Source organism: Aphanizomenon flos-aquae FACHB-1287, from assembly GCF_014698755.1.
Lineage (GTDB): Bacteria > Cyanobacteriota > Cyanobacteriia > Cyanobacteriales > Nostocaceae > Dolichospermum > Dolichospermum flosaquae.
Genome location: NZ_JACJTO010000003.1, coordinates 59,649 through 74,879 on the forward strand (window position 1 = coordinate 59,649; position 15,231 = coordinate 74,879).

General features: G+C 38.6%; 12 protein-coding genes and 1 pseudogene. 5 read left to right on the forward strand and 8 right to left on the reverse strand.

Translation table 11 applies throughout. The annotated features are described in order from the left end of the window. Positions 1 to 467: 467 nt before the first annotated feature. From leuS to H6G44_RS02315, 4 genes and pseudogenes are all read right to left on the reverse strand, one after another. Positions 468 to 3,044: a leucine--tRNA ligase gene (gene leuS, locus H6G44_RS02300; protein WP_190386782.1), complete on the reverse strand. Its 2,577-nt coding sequence runs from the start codon at positions 3,042 to 3,044 to the stop codon at positions 468 to 470. Positions 3,045 to 3,247: 203 nt separating this feature from the next. Continuing rightward, a pseudogene (locus H6G44_RS02305) lies at positions 3,248 to 3,529 on the reverse strand (DUF4351 domain-containing protein); the annotation flags it as partial. A gap of 7 nt (positions 3,530 to 3,536) precedes the next feature. Further along, positions 3,537 to 4,631 (reverse strand): hypothetical protein, encoded by a 1,095-nt coding sequence (locus H6G44_RS02310; RefSeq protein ID WP_190386783.1) that lies wholly within the window; start codon positions 4,629 to 4,631, stop codon positions 3,537 to 3,539. A 136-nt stretch (positions 4,632 to 4,767) separates the two neighbouring features. Then, entirely contained in the window at positions 4,768 to 5,898 is a 1,131-nt protein-coding gene (locus H6G44_RS02315; RefSeq protein WP_190386784.1) for a TRAP transporter substrate-binding protein, read from the reverse strand. A 166-nt stretch (positions 5,899 to 6,064) separates the two neighbouring features. Here H6G44_RS02315 and H6G44_RS02320 point away from each other — a divergent pair, with 166 nt between their 5' ends. From H6G44_RS02320 to H6G44_RS02330, 3 genes are read left to right on the forward strand one after another with little or no spacing between them, the layout of a single operon-like run. Beyond that, the gene (locus H6G44_RS02320; protein WP_190386785.1) at positions 6,065 to 6,871 is read left to right on the forward strand and encodes a Uma2 family endonuclease; all 807 of its coding nucleotides are present in this window, start codon (positions 6,065 to 6,067) and stop codon (positions 6,869 to 6,871) included. 43 nt (positions 6,872 to 6,914) lie between these two features. Further along, the gene (locus H6G44_RS02325; protein ID WP_190386786.1) at positions 6,915 to 7,538 is read left to right on the forward strand and encodes a TRAP transporter small permease subunit; all 624 of its coding nucleotides are present in this window, start codon (positions 6,915 to 6,917) and stop codon (positions 7,536 to 7,538) included. A gap of 8 nt (positions 7,539 to 7,546) precedes the next feature. Next, positions 7,547 to 8,890, forward strand: a complete 1,344-nt coding sequence (locus H6G44_RS02330) for a TRAP transporter large permease (protein ID WP_190386787.1) — start codon at positions 7,547 to 7,549, stop codon at positions 8,888 to 8,890. Positions 8,891 to 9,079: 189 nt separating this feature from the next. On the opposite strand, the gene H6G44_RS02335 is transcribed toward H6G44_RS02330, so the two are convergent. After that, complete coding sequence (locus H6G44_RS02335) at positions 9,080 to 9,496, reverse strand: putative toxin-antitoxin system toxin component, PIN family (protein ID WP_039199251.1); 417 nt, start codon at positions 9,494 to 9,496, stop codon at positions 9,080 to 9,082. Next, complete coding sequence (locus H6G44_RS02340; protein WP_190386788.1) at positions 9,489 to 9,707, reverse strand: hypothetical protein; 219 nt, start codon at positions 9,705 to 9,707, stop codon at positions 9,489 to 9,491. Before H6G44_RS02340 ends, H6G44_RS02335 begins: the two co-directional genes overlap by 8 nt. A gap of 325 nt (positions 9,708 to 10,032) precedes the next feature. Between H6G44_RS02340 and H6G44_RS02345 the strand changes: the two genes are divergently transcribed. Both H6G44_RS02345 and aspS read left to right on the forward strand, forming a co-directional pair. Beyond that, positions 10,033 to 10,380, forward strand: a complete 348-nt coding sequence (locus tag H6G44_RS02345; protein ID WP_190386789.1) for a pentapeptide repeat-containing protein — start codon at positions 10,033 to 10,035, stop codon at positions 10,378 to 10,380. 261 nt (positions 10,381 to 10,641) lie between these two features. Continuing rightward, positions 10,642 to 12,429, forward strand: a complete 1,788-nt coding sequence (gene aspS, locus H6G44_RS02350; RefSeq protein ID WP_190386790.1) for an aspartate--tRNA ligase — start codon at positions 10,642 to 10,644, stop codon at positions 12,427 to 12,429. 113 nt (positions 12,430 to 12,542) lie between these two features. Here aspS and H6G44_RS20475 read toward each other — a convergent pair whose 3' ends face one another. Together H6G44_RS20475 and H6G44_RS02355 are read right to left on the reverse strand one after the other, a co-directional pair. Next, positions 12,543 to 12,668 carry a hypothetical protein gene (locus tag H6G44_RS20475; RefSeq protein WP_276513827.1) on the reverse strand — a complete coding sequence of 42 codons (126 nt, stop codon included), beginning with the start codon at positions 12,666 to 12,668 and terminating at the stop codon, positions 12,543 to 12,545. Positions 12,669 to 12,842: 174 nt separating this feature from the next. Then, complete coding sequence (locus H6G44_RS02355) at positions 12,843 to 15,032, reverse strand: calcium-binding protein (RefSeq protein WP_190595355.1); 2,190 nt, start codon at positions 15,030 to 15,032, stop codon at positions 12,843 to 12,845. Between the last annotated feature and the right edge of the window lie 199 nt (positions 15,033 to 15,231).

Here is a 15,231-nt window from a genome sequence, read left to right on the forward strand (position 1 = left end):
CCTGAGATACAAAAATCATGAACCACATAAACCCTAGAGATAAGTACAAGAAAAAAGTTCCATCTTCCATTGAATTTAACTGAAATCTTCTAATAAGAAATTATAACACTGACTAATCCTTTCTCGGTATACATTTATAGCAAAGTCAGTTAACTTTTTCTCCTAGTAATACTCTAATTCTGTAATATACAGCACTTTTCACAATAGTTAAGTACAAAAATCTACGACATAATTATTACATCAAGCTGGAAAATAGGATATAACCTGTACAGATAGACGTGCAAAATGCTGTATTTCTGTAACAAGCGAATTACCAATTGTTTGTATATTTTCCATTTTTAAACTCTACTTCATGATATTGTTGATACCTTTTATACGTAAGTTGGGTTGACGCAAGGAAACCCAACATCAACCAACAATAATACATAAGTTGGGTTGCATTTCATTTAACCCAACCTACAAACCAATTAACCCAAAACGAAATTCACCAACTTACCAGGAACAACAATCACCTTTTTAACTTCCTTCCCTTCCAGATAACGCTGTGCCACCTCCGACTCCCGCGCATACTTCTCCAACTCCGCTTTATCAGCTTTTGCAGGAACTTGAATAGAACCGCGAGTTTTACCCATAATTTGAATTACCAAAGTAATTTCATCAACTATCAAAGCCCCAGGATCAAAAATTGGCCAAGGTTGGGTATGGACAGAATTTTTATTCCCCAATAATTGCCATAATTCATCACCAATATGGGGGGCAAAAGGTGCTAACATAATCACCAAAGTTTGAATACCTTCCGCATAAATTGACGAATTATTGCAATCAGCATCAGTCAACGCATTACTTAACTTCATCAATTCCGAAATTGCAGTATTAAATTGATAATCATCCTGCACATCTTCGGTAATTGCTTGAATAGCAATATGAATGAAGCGACGTAAATCTTTTTCGGCTTTTGTCAGTTGTCCGTTGTCATTTGTCAGTTGTTTTTTACTTGTAGCGTAATCTGTAACCAACCGCCAAACGCGATTTAAAAAGCGGAATTGTCCCTCAACATCTGCCTCATCCCATTCTAAATCTTTTTCAGGAGGTGCTTTAAATAAAATGAACATTCGCGCCGTATCTATGCCATATTTATTAATCACATCTTCCGGCGCAACACCATTTCCTTTTGATTTGGACATGGTAGCATATAGCTTTTGTAAAGGTTCGCCAGTTTGCGGATCTACAGGATTATTAACATCAACCAAATGAGAAGGAATCCATTTATCTTTACCACCTTTTTTCGGGTTCATGTAAGTTAAACCCTGTACCATTCCCTGAGTTAATAACTTTTGAAATGGTTCATCAAAATTAAATAACCCTCTATCTCTTAATACTTTTGTGAAGAAACGCGAATACAATAAATGTAAAATTGCGTGTTCAATTCCTCCTACATATTGATCTACAGGCATCCAATCATTTACTTTAGCAGAATCAAAAATCTTTTCTTCATTTTTGGCATCAGAATAACGCAAGAAATACCAAGAAGAATCAATAAAAGTATCCATTGTATCGGTTTCCCGTTTCGCAGGAGTACCGCAACTTGGACAAGGCACATTTACCCAACTTTCTAATTGTGCTAAAGGTGAACCACCACGGCCACTTAATTCAATATCTTCTGGTAATTGTACAGGTAAATCTTTTTCTGGTACAGGCACAATTCCACATTCAGGACAGTGAATAACAGGGATAGGTGCGCCCCAATAACGTTGTCGAGAAATCAACCAATCTCTGAGGCGATATTGTATTCTTAATTTACCGAAATTGTGTTTTTCGGCAAATTCAATAATGGCTTTTTTTGCATCTATAGAATTTATCCCATTAAAGTCACCAGAATTAACTAAAATTCCCGCTTCTGTATATGCTGATTTTAAAGTTTCCTCTGCACCAACTTCGGGAACAATTACCACTTTAATAGCTAAATTTTGTTCTTTAGCAAACTTGAAATCCCGGACATCATGGGCTGGTACACCCATTACCGCACCTGTACCATATTCATAGAGTACATAATCTGCAATCCAAATCGGTACTTCTTCCCCAGTAAAGGGGTTAATAACTTGACCACCAGTGGGAATACCCCGTTTAGGTTTGTCTTCCGCAGTCCGTTCTAACTCGCTTTGGTTGCTGACTTCCTTAATAAAGGCTGCTACTGCTGCTTTTTGGTCTGAAGTTGTCACCACTTGAGTTAAGGGGTGTTCTGGGGCTAAAACGACGTAACTCACGCCATAAACAGTGTCGGGACGGGTGGTATAAACAGCGATTTTTTCATCTAAGCCGACAATCGGAAATTCTAAATAAGCACCGGTGGATTTTCCTATCCAGTTGGCTTGCATTAATTTAACTCGTTCTGGCCAACCTGTGAGTTTATCTAAATCATTTAATAATTCTTCTGCGTAGTCGGTAATTTTGAAAAACCATTGACGCAATAATTTACGTTCTACTATTGCTCCACTACGCCAAGAACGTCCTTCATTATCAACTTGTTCATTTGCTAATACAGTTTGATCAATAGGGTCCCAATTCACTGCAGCTTCTCTTTGATAAGCTAAACCAGCTTGTAAAAATTGTAAAAATATCCATTGTGTCCATCTGTAATAATCAGGAGAACAGGTAGCAACTTCACATTCCCAATCTAAGGATAAACCCAGACGTTGTAATTGTTGCCGCATTTGGGCAATATTTTGATATGTCCATTTTGCAGGAGGTACACCTCTATCAATGGCGGCGTTTTCTGCGGGTAGTCCGAAAGCATCCCAGCCCATTGGATGTAATACTCGATACCCTTGCATCCGTTTGAGGCGAGCAATTACGTCTGTAATTGTGTAATTACGAACGTGACCCATGTGTAAGCTACCGGAGGGGTAGGGGAACATAGAAAGCGCGTAGAATTTGGGCTTGTTTTGGTCTTGAGGGGTTTTATCTAAGCCAAGTTCTAACCATGTTTTTTGCCATTTTTCCTCAATTGCGGCTGGTTGGTATGATGTTTTTTGGGGGGACTCCACAGCTAAAACTCCTAATGCTTTTATCTAGTTTCGCTATTGTGGCATAATTGTAGATATTAGACATATAGGGGTTATTGGTTGAGTGAGATACAAGAACCCCACCCCCAACCCCAACCCCGCTCTTCGAGAGGTGGCTATGATGTAACTTATTAAAGTGGATACCGCTATATTGTTGATAGTAGAGAAAAATTAGTAAGTTGAAGCTAATTAATTGAATTATGTTCTAGCCAAGTTTCTAAATCTGTAACTGAAGTAAAATCTAGCAAAGCTTCTCCTAATTCTTCAAGTTTTTCAATAGATAATTCCTGGATTTTTTGAATTAATAATGAATCAATTTCCCCAACTCGGCGATTTAAGAGACGGATAATTAGACGTTGTTCTCCTTCTTGTTTGGCTAGTTCTCTGTCTTGTTGGTAAAGTGGTGCTAATCGCATAATCAACTCCTGATCTTCTGTTTGTGAACTTTGATTGATTTTTAAATTGTTTAAATTTTTACTGCACAACTTCCTGAATATCAACTCCTTTAACAAAGGTTGGTATTTCAGGAGAAATCGGTGCTTCCTGAGCAATTTTACAAGCTAAAGACATCATATTCCCAACAGAGTGCAAACAATATTCAAGCGCATCTGGAGCGGAGTTATCATCTTGTTTAGAAGCTTCAATCCACTGAGATACAGTTTGAAACGGGGAGCCTTTCGAGCGAACTTGCTTTACTGAGAGTGGATTAGACGGAATTGGGAAATAGATTGAGGGCAGATTTCCTAAGCTGTTATCAGGCAAAAACCGTCTGAAAACAAACTCTCTTCGTGTTGCTTGTCCTAATGGTACATAATGAACAACTAAGTCTCGATAAGCAGATAATTTAGCTAACCAACCGCCATCGCTTTCATTAGTTATTTCACATAGCTCAGAGGCTAGGGAGTTATCTGTAATATTGACTTTAAGTATCTGTTTTCTCAAAGAATTCATTAATCGAATTCTATCGTTTGTGTTGAGAGAGCTTTTGAGTACAAAGTTTGCAACAAACTCTGCCAAATAATCCCGGAGAGTACATAACTCTCGAAGAAGATCATGAGTTTCTAAATAAATGGAAAATGAATTTAACGTTTCAATTTTGCCAGGAGAAAACTGTTGCTGTTCGCATAAAGACCAAAGTTCAACATTATAAGCTTCTGATAATTGCCGAAGTCTTAAGTTACAAGCTCTTACCTCAAAAGCAATTCGGCTACAAATATCCATTAATTCCATCTTTTCTGCTTTAAAAGCAGCGTAAGCTAACCGACTCCAATTTCTTTCTGCATGAAGACAGGAATTGTTGTTTGCCTGATCTGCATGGAAGGGATGCCACATGGGTGGATAGTATCCCTTTATTTGCTGAGATGTTTCATAGTAATCAATCCCAACTATCTTGAATCCTAATGAAATCAAATTCAACGGTAAATCATGATAGCGATCTATAGAAAATGTTGGCATAGGATCATTGCTACCAAGAGGAATAATGACTTCAGATCCCGTTTTATTAATAGCTTTCAGTCCACCTACTAGATGGACTATGCGAGTAACATTATGCCATTTTCCTTCAGTCATGAATTACCTCCTGCAAGGTCTATGTTGAAGATTTTTACTACCATCGTAGCTTCTCATTAACAAACGAAATTATACACTTTCGTTTAAAAAAAAAAGGCAGAGAATTTTTTGATTTGGAAGTCTATTAAACAAACTCTCAATTCCCTGCTTTCAGCTTTCCATAAGCATAACGGGTTAAACTGCCTTCATTGAGATTATTCCAAGCATACATCCTATCTCTAAAGGGTTTCCACTGTTCATAAACGGCTTTAAAATCAGCATCTTTAGTCGCAAATTCATCATATAAAGCAAAAGAAGCTTTTTCCGCTGCTTCCAAAATTTCCTGACTATAAGCACGCACTTGAGTGCCTGTTTTTAATAGTTTTTCCAATGCTTCACCATTACGCGCATCATAACGAGCTAACATTGTTGTATTCGACTGATATGCAGCCGTTTCTAAAGCGGCTTGGTATTGAGGTGGCAGCTTTTTCCATTCGTCTAAATTAACTTGTACTTCTAAAGTTGGACCTGGTTCCCACCAACCCGGATAATAGTAAAATTTAGCGACTTTATTTAAACCCAATTTTTCATCGTCATAAGGTCCTACCCACTCAGCCGCGTCAATAGCCCCTGTTTGTAACCCTTGAAAGATTTCTCCACCGGGAAGGGTTTGTACTGTCACCCCTAATTTAGCCATAACTTGCCCCCCCAACCCGGGAATCCGCATTTTTAAGCCTTTGAGGTCATTAAGTGTTTTCACTTCACTGCGAAACCATCCTCCCATCTGTGTACCCGTATTTCCCGCAGGAAATTGAATAACGTTGAATTTACTTGCGTAAATTTCCTGAAGTTTCGCTAAACCACCACCTTCATATAACCAAGCATTTTGTTGTTGGGCATTGAGTCCAAATGGTACTGATGTACCAAAAGCTAGGGCAGGACTTTTACCGATATAGTAATAAGCAGCAGTATGTCCTGCTTGTACCGCACCTTGAGAAACCACATTGAGAACTTCTAAACCCGGTGCTATTTCTCCGGCCGCGCGGGCTTCGATAATGAACTTACCGTTAGTTAAAACTTTGACACGCTCTGCTAATACCTGCGCTCCGCCAAAAATAGTATCTAAGGATGTTGGCCAACTGGTGGCCATTTGCCATTTAATTGTCGGCAGGTTACTGGTATCGGTTTTACCTTGATTTTGAGCTTTTTGACAACCACCAACGATGGCGATTCCTGTAGCAGCGATCGCACTTTGAGATAATCTGTTAACAATAGTCCGACGTTTCATAAAAGTTAATACTATGACTAACTGCAATACTTTACTACACTACCATAATGATGTAACATTTGAAGAATTCCTGTAAAATTTATTATTGCTGATGATTTGATCAATTTCTAATCATTTCAGATTAGTATAAAAGTATTAAGTAATTTCTAACTAATATTTAACGGCTATGTTAGAAACTGTTTTGGCTTTATCCAGCGTTCAACTGCCACCCACCCAGGCAGAACTTCCTTGTGATGATGGTATCCCCATGGAAACACAAAGGCATAAATTCCAAATGGATATTTTAATTGATACGATTCAGCCTTGGTTAGAGCAAAGGACTGATGGATATGTAGGGGGCAATATGTTTGTCTATTACAGTTTAGCACAATTAAAAAATCAAGATTTTCGAAGTCCAGATTTTTTTGCTGTTTTGGGTGTACCAAAAACAGAACGATTGTCTTGGGTAGTTTGGGAAGAGGGCAAACCCCCAGATGTAGTAATTGAATTACTTTCAGAAACTACAGCTAGTAATGATAAAAATGCGAAAAAATTAATTTATCAAAATCAGATGCGGGTTTCTGAATATTTTTGGTATGACCCTTTTAATCCAGATGATTTTGCAGGTTTCGATCTCAATAGTGGTACATATCAACAGATTGCTCTAAATGAGAAAAATCAACTGATAAGTAAGGTCTTAAATTTGTCTTTAGTGCGTTGGGAAGGTAATTATAGAGGTGTTGATGCCACTTGGTTACGCTGGGCAACTTTCGATGGTGAGTTATTTCCCACTTCTCAGGAAATGGTAGGAATTGCACAACAAAAAGTAGCTGAAGTCAAACAAATTGCAGAACAGGAAAAACAACGGGCAGAACAAGCTGAATTGCAATTAAGACAAGTTGCCATTAATTTATTACAGAATAAAATGCCTGTAGAACAAGTGGTACAGTTAACAAATTTAGATATTTTGGAGGTGGAAAAATTGATTAATTAATAATTAAAAATCTCTCAATACTTGTCCTTAATTTATATATTGTATGCGTCAAACCAGAAGATTTTCCTTAATTAGTAAACTGTTGAAAATTTCGCAATTTATTGACAATTGTGCTGATAAATTGGGATGGTTATCCAATTGGTTAGTTTTACTGACAATTGGAGTCGGTTTTTTTAATGTTCTCGCCCGTTATATGGGAAGATTCATTGGTATACAATTGTCTTCTAATGCCTTATTAGAACTGCAATGGTATTTATTTTCCCTCACTTTTTTGTCGGGATTTGTTTATATTTTACGTCATGGAGAAAATGTACGAGTTGATTTTTTCTATGCCAATTTTAGTGAAAAAAAACGGGCATTAGTTGATTTTTTCGGGACAATTTTATTTTTAATTCCCTTTTGTTTAATTGGCATTTTGGTATTATTTAATCCTGTTTTACAATCCTGGGGAAGATTAAGTGATGGTAGTTGGGGGACTTGGGAAATATCCTCTGACGCTAATGGTTTACCCCGTGCCCCAATTAAAACAATGGTTCCCATAGCCTTATTACTGCTACTAATACAAAGTATTTCTCAAGCAATTAAATACCTAGCAGTCATTTTAGGCTATCAACAAGTAGCGGAACAAATTCGTTTAGAAACTTCAGAAAATATCAATATTGAATAGGAGAAAATATGGGTTTTGAATGGTTAGGAATTTTAATGTTTGTCGGCTTTTTCTTTATTCTCATGAGTGGCTATCCAGTCGCTTTTTCCTTTGCCGGCACTGCTATTGTTTTTGGATTTATTGGTACACTCGTTGGGGCTTTTAATCCCGCTCGTCTTCTGCTTTTACCTAATAGTTGGTTCGGCACAATGTCGAACTTTACCTTACTTGCAATTCCCTTTTTTGTCTTTCTGGGTGCAGTTTTAGAAAAGTCAGGTTTAGCTGAAGAATTATTAGAAACAATTGGTATTCTTTTCAGTCGTGTTAGGGGAGGATTGGCTTTAGCAGTGGTTTTAGTGGGAACAGTTTTAGCAGCTACAACTGGAGTCGTAGCCGCTACAGTAATTGTGATGGGAATGTTATCATTACCGCTAATGCTACGTTATGGCTATGATAAAAAATTAGCTTCAGGAGTTATTATTGCTTCCGGTACTTTAGCCCAGTTAATTCCTCCCAGTTTAGTTTTAGTGATTCTGAGTGATCAAATTGGTGTTTCCGTTGGAGATTTATTTTTAGGGGCATTAATTCCCGGATTAATGTTATCTGGTGCTTATATTCTCTATATTTTAGGACTAGGTTTTTTTCAACCGGAAAAAGTTCCCCTTATCCCTGATGATGTCGTAATTCCTGAAGGTAATGAATTAATTAAAAAAGTTTTTAAAGCTGTTGTTCCGCCGATTATTTTAATTTTTGCAGTGTTAGGTAGTATTTTCTTTGGTATTGCCACACCCACAGAAGCGGGGGCTGTAGGTGCTGTTGGGGCTTCTATTCTCGCAGCTTTTAATAAACGTCTCACACCACAATTAATTCGTGATGCTGCCCATTCTACCGCGGTGATTACAGCTTTAGTGGTGATGATTTTATTCTGTTCTTCGATGTTTAGTTTGGTATTTGATGCTTTAGGTGGCAAAACTTTTATAACTAATTTATTAGTAGGTTTACCTGGAGGATATTGGGGGTTTTTAATTGTTAGTAATATCGTGATTTTTATTTTAGGATCTTTTCTAGAATTTATTGAAATTTGCTTTATTGCTTTGCCTTTATTAGTACCAGCAGCCCAAGCTTTAAATATTGATATGGTGTGGTTTGGTGTGGTAATGGCAGTGAATTTACAAACGGCGTTTATTTCTCCACCAGTGGGATTTTCTTTGTTTTATTTACAAAGTGTTGCCCCTAAAGAAGTGAGTACATTAGATATTCATAAAAGTGCGATTCCTTTTATGGTTTTACAGTTTATTGTGTTGTTAATTGTGATTATTTTCCCGCAAACAGTCCGCTGGTTAATTGATATTTCCGCAACCACTGGGGTTTAAGGCATTTTTGGGCGGTTGGAGACCCCGTCTACACGGGCAAAACCTGCCTACGCAGGTTAAAAGATTTCTTTCTTATCATAAGCTATTACGCAGCTAAATTTGATAACCATAATTTACTTGAGCTTTGTGGTGCGGGCATCTTGCCCGCTAGAATTATACAAACTAAATTCACAACAGCTTATTTTATTATCAAACTGAGAAAATTTCTAAAAATTGCGTGGCGGTAATAATATCAACTCCTTGAAAGGGATGAAGTTCTAATAAATCTTTATCTCCTGTAATAATATGAGTTGCATTACCATTAATAGCAACCTCAAGAAATTTATCATCTTTTGGATCTCTACACTCCTTAATCATCTTAACTATTTCAGTTTCTTCTGATTCAAGTTTGAATTTAGCTAAGAATTGAGTACGAATACTCACAGAAATATATTTATCGAATTTTGACCGATTAAGGATTTCTTGTAGTTCTTGAAAAGTCGCATCTGAAAATAAAATTATTCCTAAACTTCTGGCTTTTTTGAATGCCACATCTGGAATAGATGACTTAATCAAAACGGCACTAACTAAAATGTTTGTATCAACAACAAAACGTAATTCATCCATTCTCAAGAATCTCATTTAAAATTTCTGGAGTTAATCCCCTATTTTTCCCTTGTTCTTGCATTTCTTGGATAATGTCATCTAGAGATTTATCTTGAATAATTAATTTGAGCAAATCGTTCACAATAGTCTGAATTTTTTGCTGTTTTTGCGGTTCTGCTGCTTGATAGGCTTTGGCAACTTCTGCATCAACTTTAATGGCAATTGTTTCCATATTTTGATAGAAAAAGTAAATTACATTTGTTTGATTATAGCATTTAACAGATAAAAGATCAGGTGGGGTTTTCTCATTCAGCTAGATCTAAACTACATTACTGCCTTCCCGTTGGCAGATTAGATTTGTAGGGGTTTAGCAGTTAAACGGGCGGTTAGAAACCGCGTCTATACAGGCAAAATCTGCCTATCCAGGTTAAAAATCCCATTAACAAAGTTTAACCAAACCATCAAAAAAGCCCCTTGTCAAAATACATCATGTATAATATAGTTTATCTGTACTGTATATTCTCTATACAGAATTACAAACATCCAAGGGGTAAATCATGGCAAGTTACATTAAGTCTAAAGTCCAACAGTCTCTAAGTTTTCTGCTGGTGCTGGTTATAGCATTTTCAGTATTCAGTGGGGTTCTCTTCCTCAATCCTAGTCCTTCCTATGCGTATAGTCGGAATTTAGGCTCTGTGGATTATAGCGGGAGGAATTTAAGCAGGCAGGATTTCAGCGATGCGAATTTAAGCGGGGCGTATTTAAGCGGAGCGAGGTTAAGCGGAGCGAGGTTAAGCGGAGCAGATTTAAGCGGGGCGAGGTTAAGCGGGGCGATCGCCGATAGTGAGACTATATTTCCTGACGGTTTTGATCCAGTGGACGCAGGAGTAGAATTCCGCGACTAATAAATTTTATTACCCAGACATCAAAAAAACTTCGCCTTTTCTAAGATAGGGTGGGGTTTTCTGATTCAGCCATATTCACACTACATACATTACTTGCTGCTGGAAGATTATCTAACGATTGGCTGTTTCCAACCCCCAAAGCTAAAATAACCAGTTGCTGATTTTTCTTCCACTAAAACTACTACAATGACTGTTGATGCTAGATAATGGGAAAGCCTTGACATTTACCCAACCTAGCCCGGAACCAAAGAACTAACAACTATGCGAACTCACTATTGCGGCGAACTCCGAAAAGAACATATTGGTGAAACTGTTACCTTTTACGGATGGGTAGACCGTCGCCGCGATCACGGTGGTGTGATATTCTTAGACTTGCGCGATCGCTCTGGTATTGTCCAAATCGTCAGCGACCCCCAGCGCACCCCAGACTCCTATGAACAGGCTAACGCACTCAGAAATGAATATGTTGTAGCTATCACCGGTAGAGTTACCCAACGTCCTCCAGAATCCCTAAATCCCCGACTTCCTACTGGCGAAGTAGAAATCTATGCGGATAAAATAGAACTACTCAACGCCGTCCGCAAACAGTTACCTTTCCAAGTTTCCACCGCAGACACGGAAACAGTACGGGAAGATTTACGATTAAAATATCGTTATTTGGACTTACGACGGGAACGTATGGCGCAAAATATGCAATTGCGTCATCAGGTCATTAAAGCCATGCGGCGCTATCTGGAAGACCTAGAAGGTTTTATTGAGGTGGAAACCCCTATTCTCACCCGTTCCACCCCCGAAGGAGCGCGAGATTACATTCTTCCCAGTCGGGTGAATGAGGGTGAATGGTTCGCTTTACCGCAATCTCCCCAACTTTTCAAACAATTATTGATGGTATCGGGAATGGATAGATACTATCAAATTGCGCGATGTTTCCGCGATGAAGATCTACGGGCTGATAGACAACCGGAGTTTACTCAATTAGACATGGAAATGAGTTTCATGTCTGAAGATGAAATTATCGAACTTAACGAAAAGTTAGTTTGTCATATTTTCAAAACCGTTAAAGGAATTGATTTACCTCGTCCTTTTCCTCGTCTTCCTTACGCGGAAGCTATGAACCGTTACGGAAGTGATAAACCAGATACCCGCTACGGTTTAGAATTAGTTGATGTTTCTGACGTTTTAAAAGATTCCGGTTTTAAAGTTTTTCGAGAAGCCATTTCTAACGGTGGTATCGTTAAAATTCTCCCCATTCCTAACGGTAACGATGCAATTTCTAATGTTCGCATTAAACCAGGTGGAGATATTTTCCGAGAAGCCGCAGAAGCTGGTGCGAAAGGATTAGCTTATATTCGCGTCCGAGAAAATGGTGAAATTGATACTATTGGCGCAATTAAAGATAATTTAACACCGGAACAAAAGCAGGAAATATTAACAAGAACGGGTGCAAAAGCCGGACATTTGTTATTATTTGCGGCTGCTGATACAACCACTGTGAATAAAACCTTAGATAGAATTCGTCAATTTGTGGCAAGGGAATTTAAGTTAATTGCCAAAGACAAAATTAACTTGCTCTGGATTACCGAATTTCCCATGTTTGAATGGAACGCAGATGAAAAACGTTTAGAAGCATTACACCACCCATTTACAGCCCCTCATCCTGAAGATATCAGTGATTTAAAAACCGCCCGCGCTCAAGCTTATGATTTAGTTTTAAATGGGTTTGAAGTTGGTGGTGGAAGTTTGCGAATTTATCAGCGAGAAGTTCAAGAACAGGTGTTTTCAGCTATTGGTTTATCAACAGAAGAAGCACAAAGTAAATTTGGCTTTTTATTAGAAGCTTTTGAATATGGAACTCCTCCCCATGGTGGTATTGCTTACGGTGTAGATCGTTTGGTAATGTTGTTATCGGGAGAGGAATCAATTCGTGATGTGATTGCTTTTCCTAAGACTCAACAAGCGCGTTGTTTGTTAACAGATGCTCCTGGAAATGTGGACGCAAAACAATTGAAAGAGTTGCACGTTGCTTCGACTTTTAAACCCAAGGTTTAAGGTTTGATTATTCCCTCTGCTTTTTTGCAGGGGGTTTAATTTTGGAAAGAACGTTTCGCGCAAAGGTACAAAGGAGCAAAGACGCAAAGTAAGAAATTAGAAAGTTACATTTATTAATTTTGCGTAAGAGTTCCTACTAAGATTTGCATCAATATTTCTAAATCAGTAGGAACTCGATATAACATTAAATCCTGGGTTATTAGTTGATTTTTCCGTTGAAAACTGCTAAATTGGGTCATCTCCTTCAACCCATTGATCTAATGCAATATGTGGTTTTGGCGTTGCTGATTAAGAGTATGATTTTGTTTCACGCAGAGGCGCAGAGGCGCAAAGAGTAAGAGGTTCATTTTTTTGATTTTCCAATTTCATACCTCAATTCAGCAACGCCGTGGTTTTTTCACCTAAAAATCACTTTAAGCGGAAACAAATGACCCAATATCTGGACCTAGAATTGTTATGTCACTACCAATAAATTTACCAGTGTGGTTGACTGTTACAATACCGAGTAAATCCAGGTCATGAGCACCATTTCCCCTTTTACCGTCGGCTCCTTGATCACTATAAACTCCCAGTCTGATTTGACCATCTATACCATTAGTAATGTTAATACTACTAATGTCTCCAGAAATTTTTCCATTACCATCAATAACTTTCACAGCTACAGTATGGCCGATAATTGTGATCTTATCTCCTTCTCCGCCATTACCACTAAAGTCCATAATCGTATCATTGCCAATACCCTCAACCCAGTGATCATGATAGTTGTTATTTTCCCCAGCCACACCCATCCAATCAACGATACCGCCGGTTTGAAGGTGTTGCTTGTAAATACTTTCCTTAGCATTGATCAATAGTTTAAACTCAAAGGTATCTGACCCAGTATCACCGATGAGTGTATCATTTGCTTTGAGACCATCGGGATTAAAAAATTGTGCATCGAAGACAAGATCGGATATAGTTGCACCAACAGCAACAGATTGTTTTGGTATATTAGAGTCACTCAAGCTGGTAATCAGATCATCGCCGCTACCACCCATCATCGTGTCACTTCCCAAGGCTGATTCTAGTGTATCATTACCTTGACCTCCGTTCAACTTATCAGAGCCAGCAGCAGAAGTATTAATAGTTGCGTACTTCAAGTAACCATTACTATCAAAGTCTGTAGCCAAAAGGGGCGTATCACCATAGAGTGCGTCATTTCCAGCCAGCCCTAAAATCCTATCCTGACCCCGTCCACCTACGATTGTGTTATTTCCTGAAGTACCGAGAATTTCCCCACCGACGACACCACTAAATGACCCAATATCTGGGGTTTGAACCGCTACATCGTTAGCGATATTGAAATGGCCATCATGGTTGACTGTCACAATACCGAGTACATCCAAATCATGAGCGCCAGTTCCTCTTTTACCGTCAGCCCCTTGATCACTATAAAGTCCCAGTTTTACCTGAGTTGCTGTGCTTGAAAGAACTTTGTAGGTGACAGTATGACCGATAATGTTGATCTTATCTCCTTGGCCGCCAGTACCACTAAAATCCATAATCGTATCACTACCAATACCGTCAACCCAGTGGTCGTGATAGTTGTTATTTTCTCCAGCTACACCCATCCAATCAATTGTACCGTCAGATTGAATGTGTTTTTCGTAAATATCAACTCCTGCATTAATCAACAGTTTAAACTCGAAGGTATCTGAACCCGCACCACCAATAAGTATATCGTTTGCTTGCAGACCATCAGGATTAAAATATGCTGGGTCAAAAACAAGGTCAGCTATTGTCGCACCAATAGGAACATTATTTTTATTTTCAGCCGGTATGTTAGAATCACTAATGCTGGTGATGATATCATTCCCGTTTTCACCGGATAAAGTGTCACTTCCTAAGGAAGCTGTAATTACATCATTACCGTTACCCCCTTTCAAGAAGTCGTTACCATAACTATTCACAGTTGCCTTGAAAAGGTAACCAGCACTATCAAAGTGTTCATCTAAAAGTGTATCATCACCAAAGATTGAGTCATCTCCCGTACCACCGTCTATGATATCATTGCCATTGCCACCTACGATGGCATCATTGCCACCTACGATGGCATTATTGCCGTTATCTCCATAGATCTTGTCATCTCCATCCTGTCCGTTGATGAAGTCATTACCTTCCCCACCGCTAATAGTATCATTGCCACTATTGGCTTGAATGTCTCCACTACCACCAAAGAGTGCATCATTTCCCGCACCACCTAGAATGGAGTCATTCCCACTTTCTCCCTCAATGTAGTCATTACCTTCCCCACCGTCTATGATATCATTGCCATTGCCACCTAAGATGGCATCATTGCCGTTATCTCCATAGAGCTTGTCATCTCCATCCTGTCCGTTGATGAAGTCATCACCTTCCCCACCGCGAATAGTATCATTACCACTACCACCCAAGAGTGCATCATTTCCCGCACCACCTAGAATGGAGTCATTCCCACTTTCTCCCTCAATGTAGTCATTACCTTCCCCACCGTCTATGATATCATTGCCATTGCCACCTAAGATGATATCATTGCCTGGCGTACCTACGATCCCATCATCATTTATCGTACCGTTAATTATCATTTGCTTTTCTCCTGGTTTTTTGAACTTTTTTGCTCGGAATTATGAGTATTTTTATTCCAGGCGGTAATCCCGTCTATTTATTGATACTCTAGTGGAAACACGGTTATCATAACACGAACTCAAGTCAATATTCAGTATATGAGTTACTATTAACAAAACTTAAAGTTTTTCAGCACTACTGCCGTACAAAATATATTCA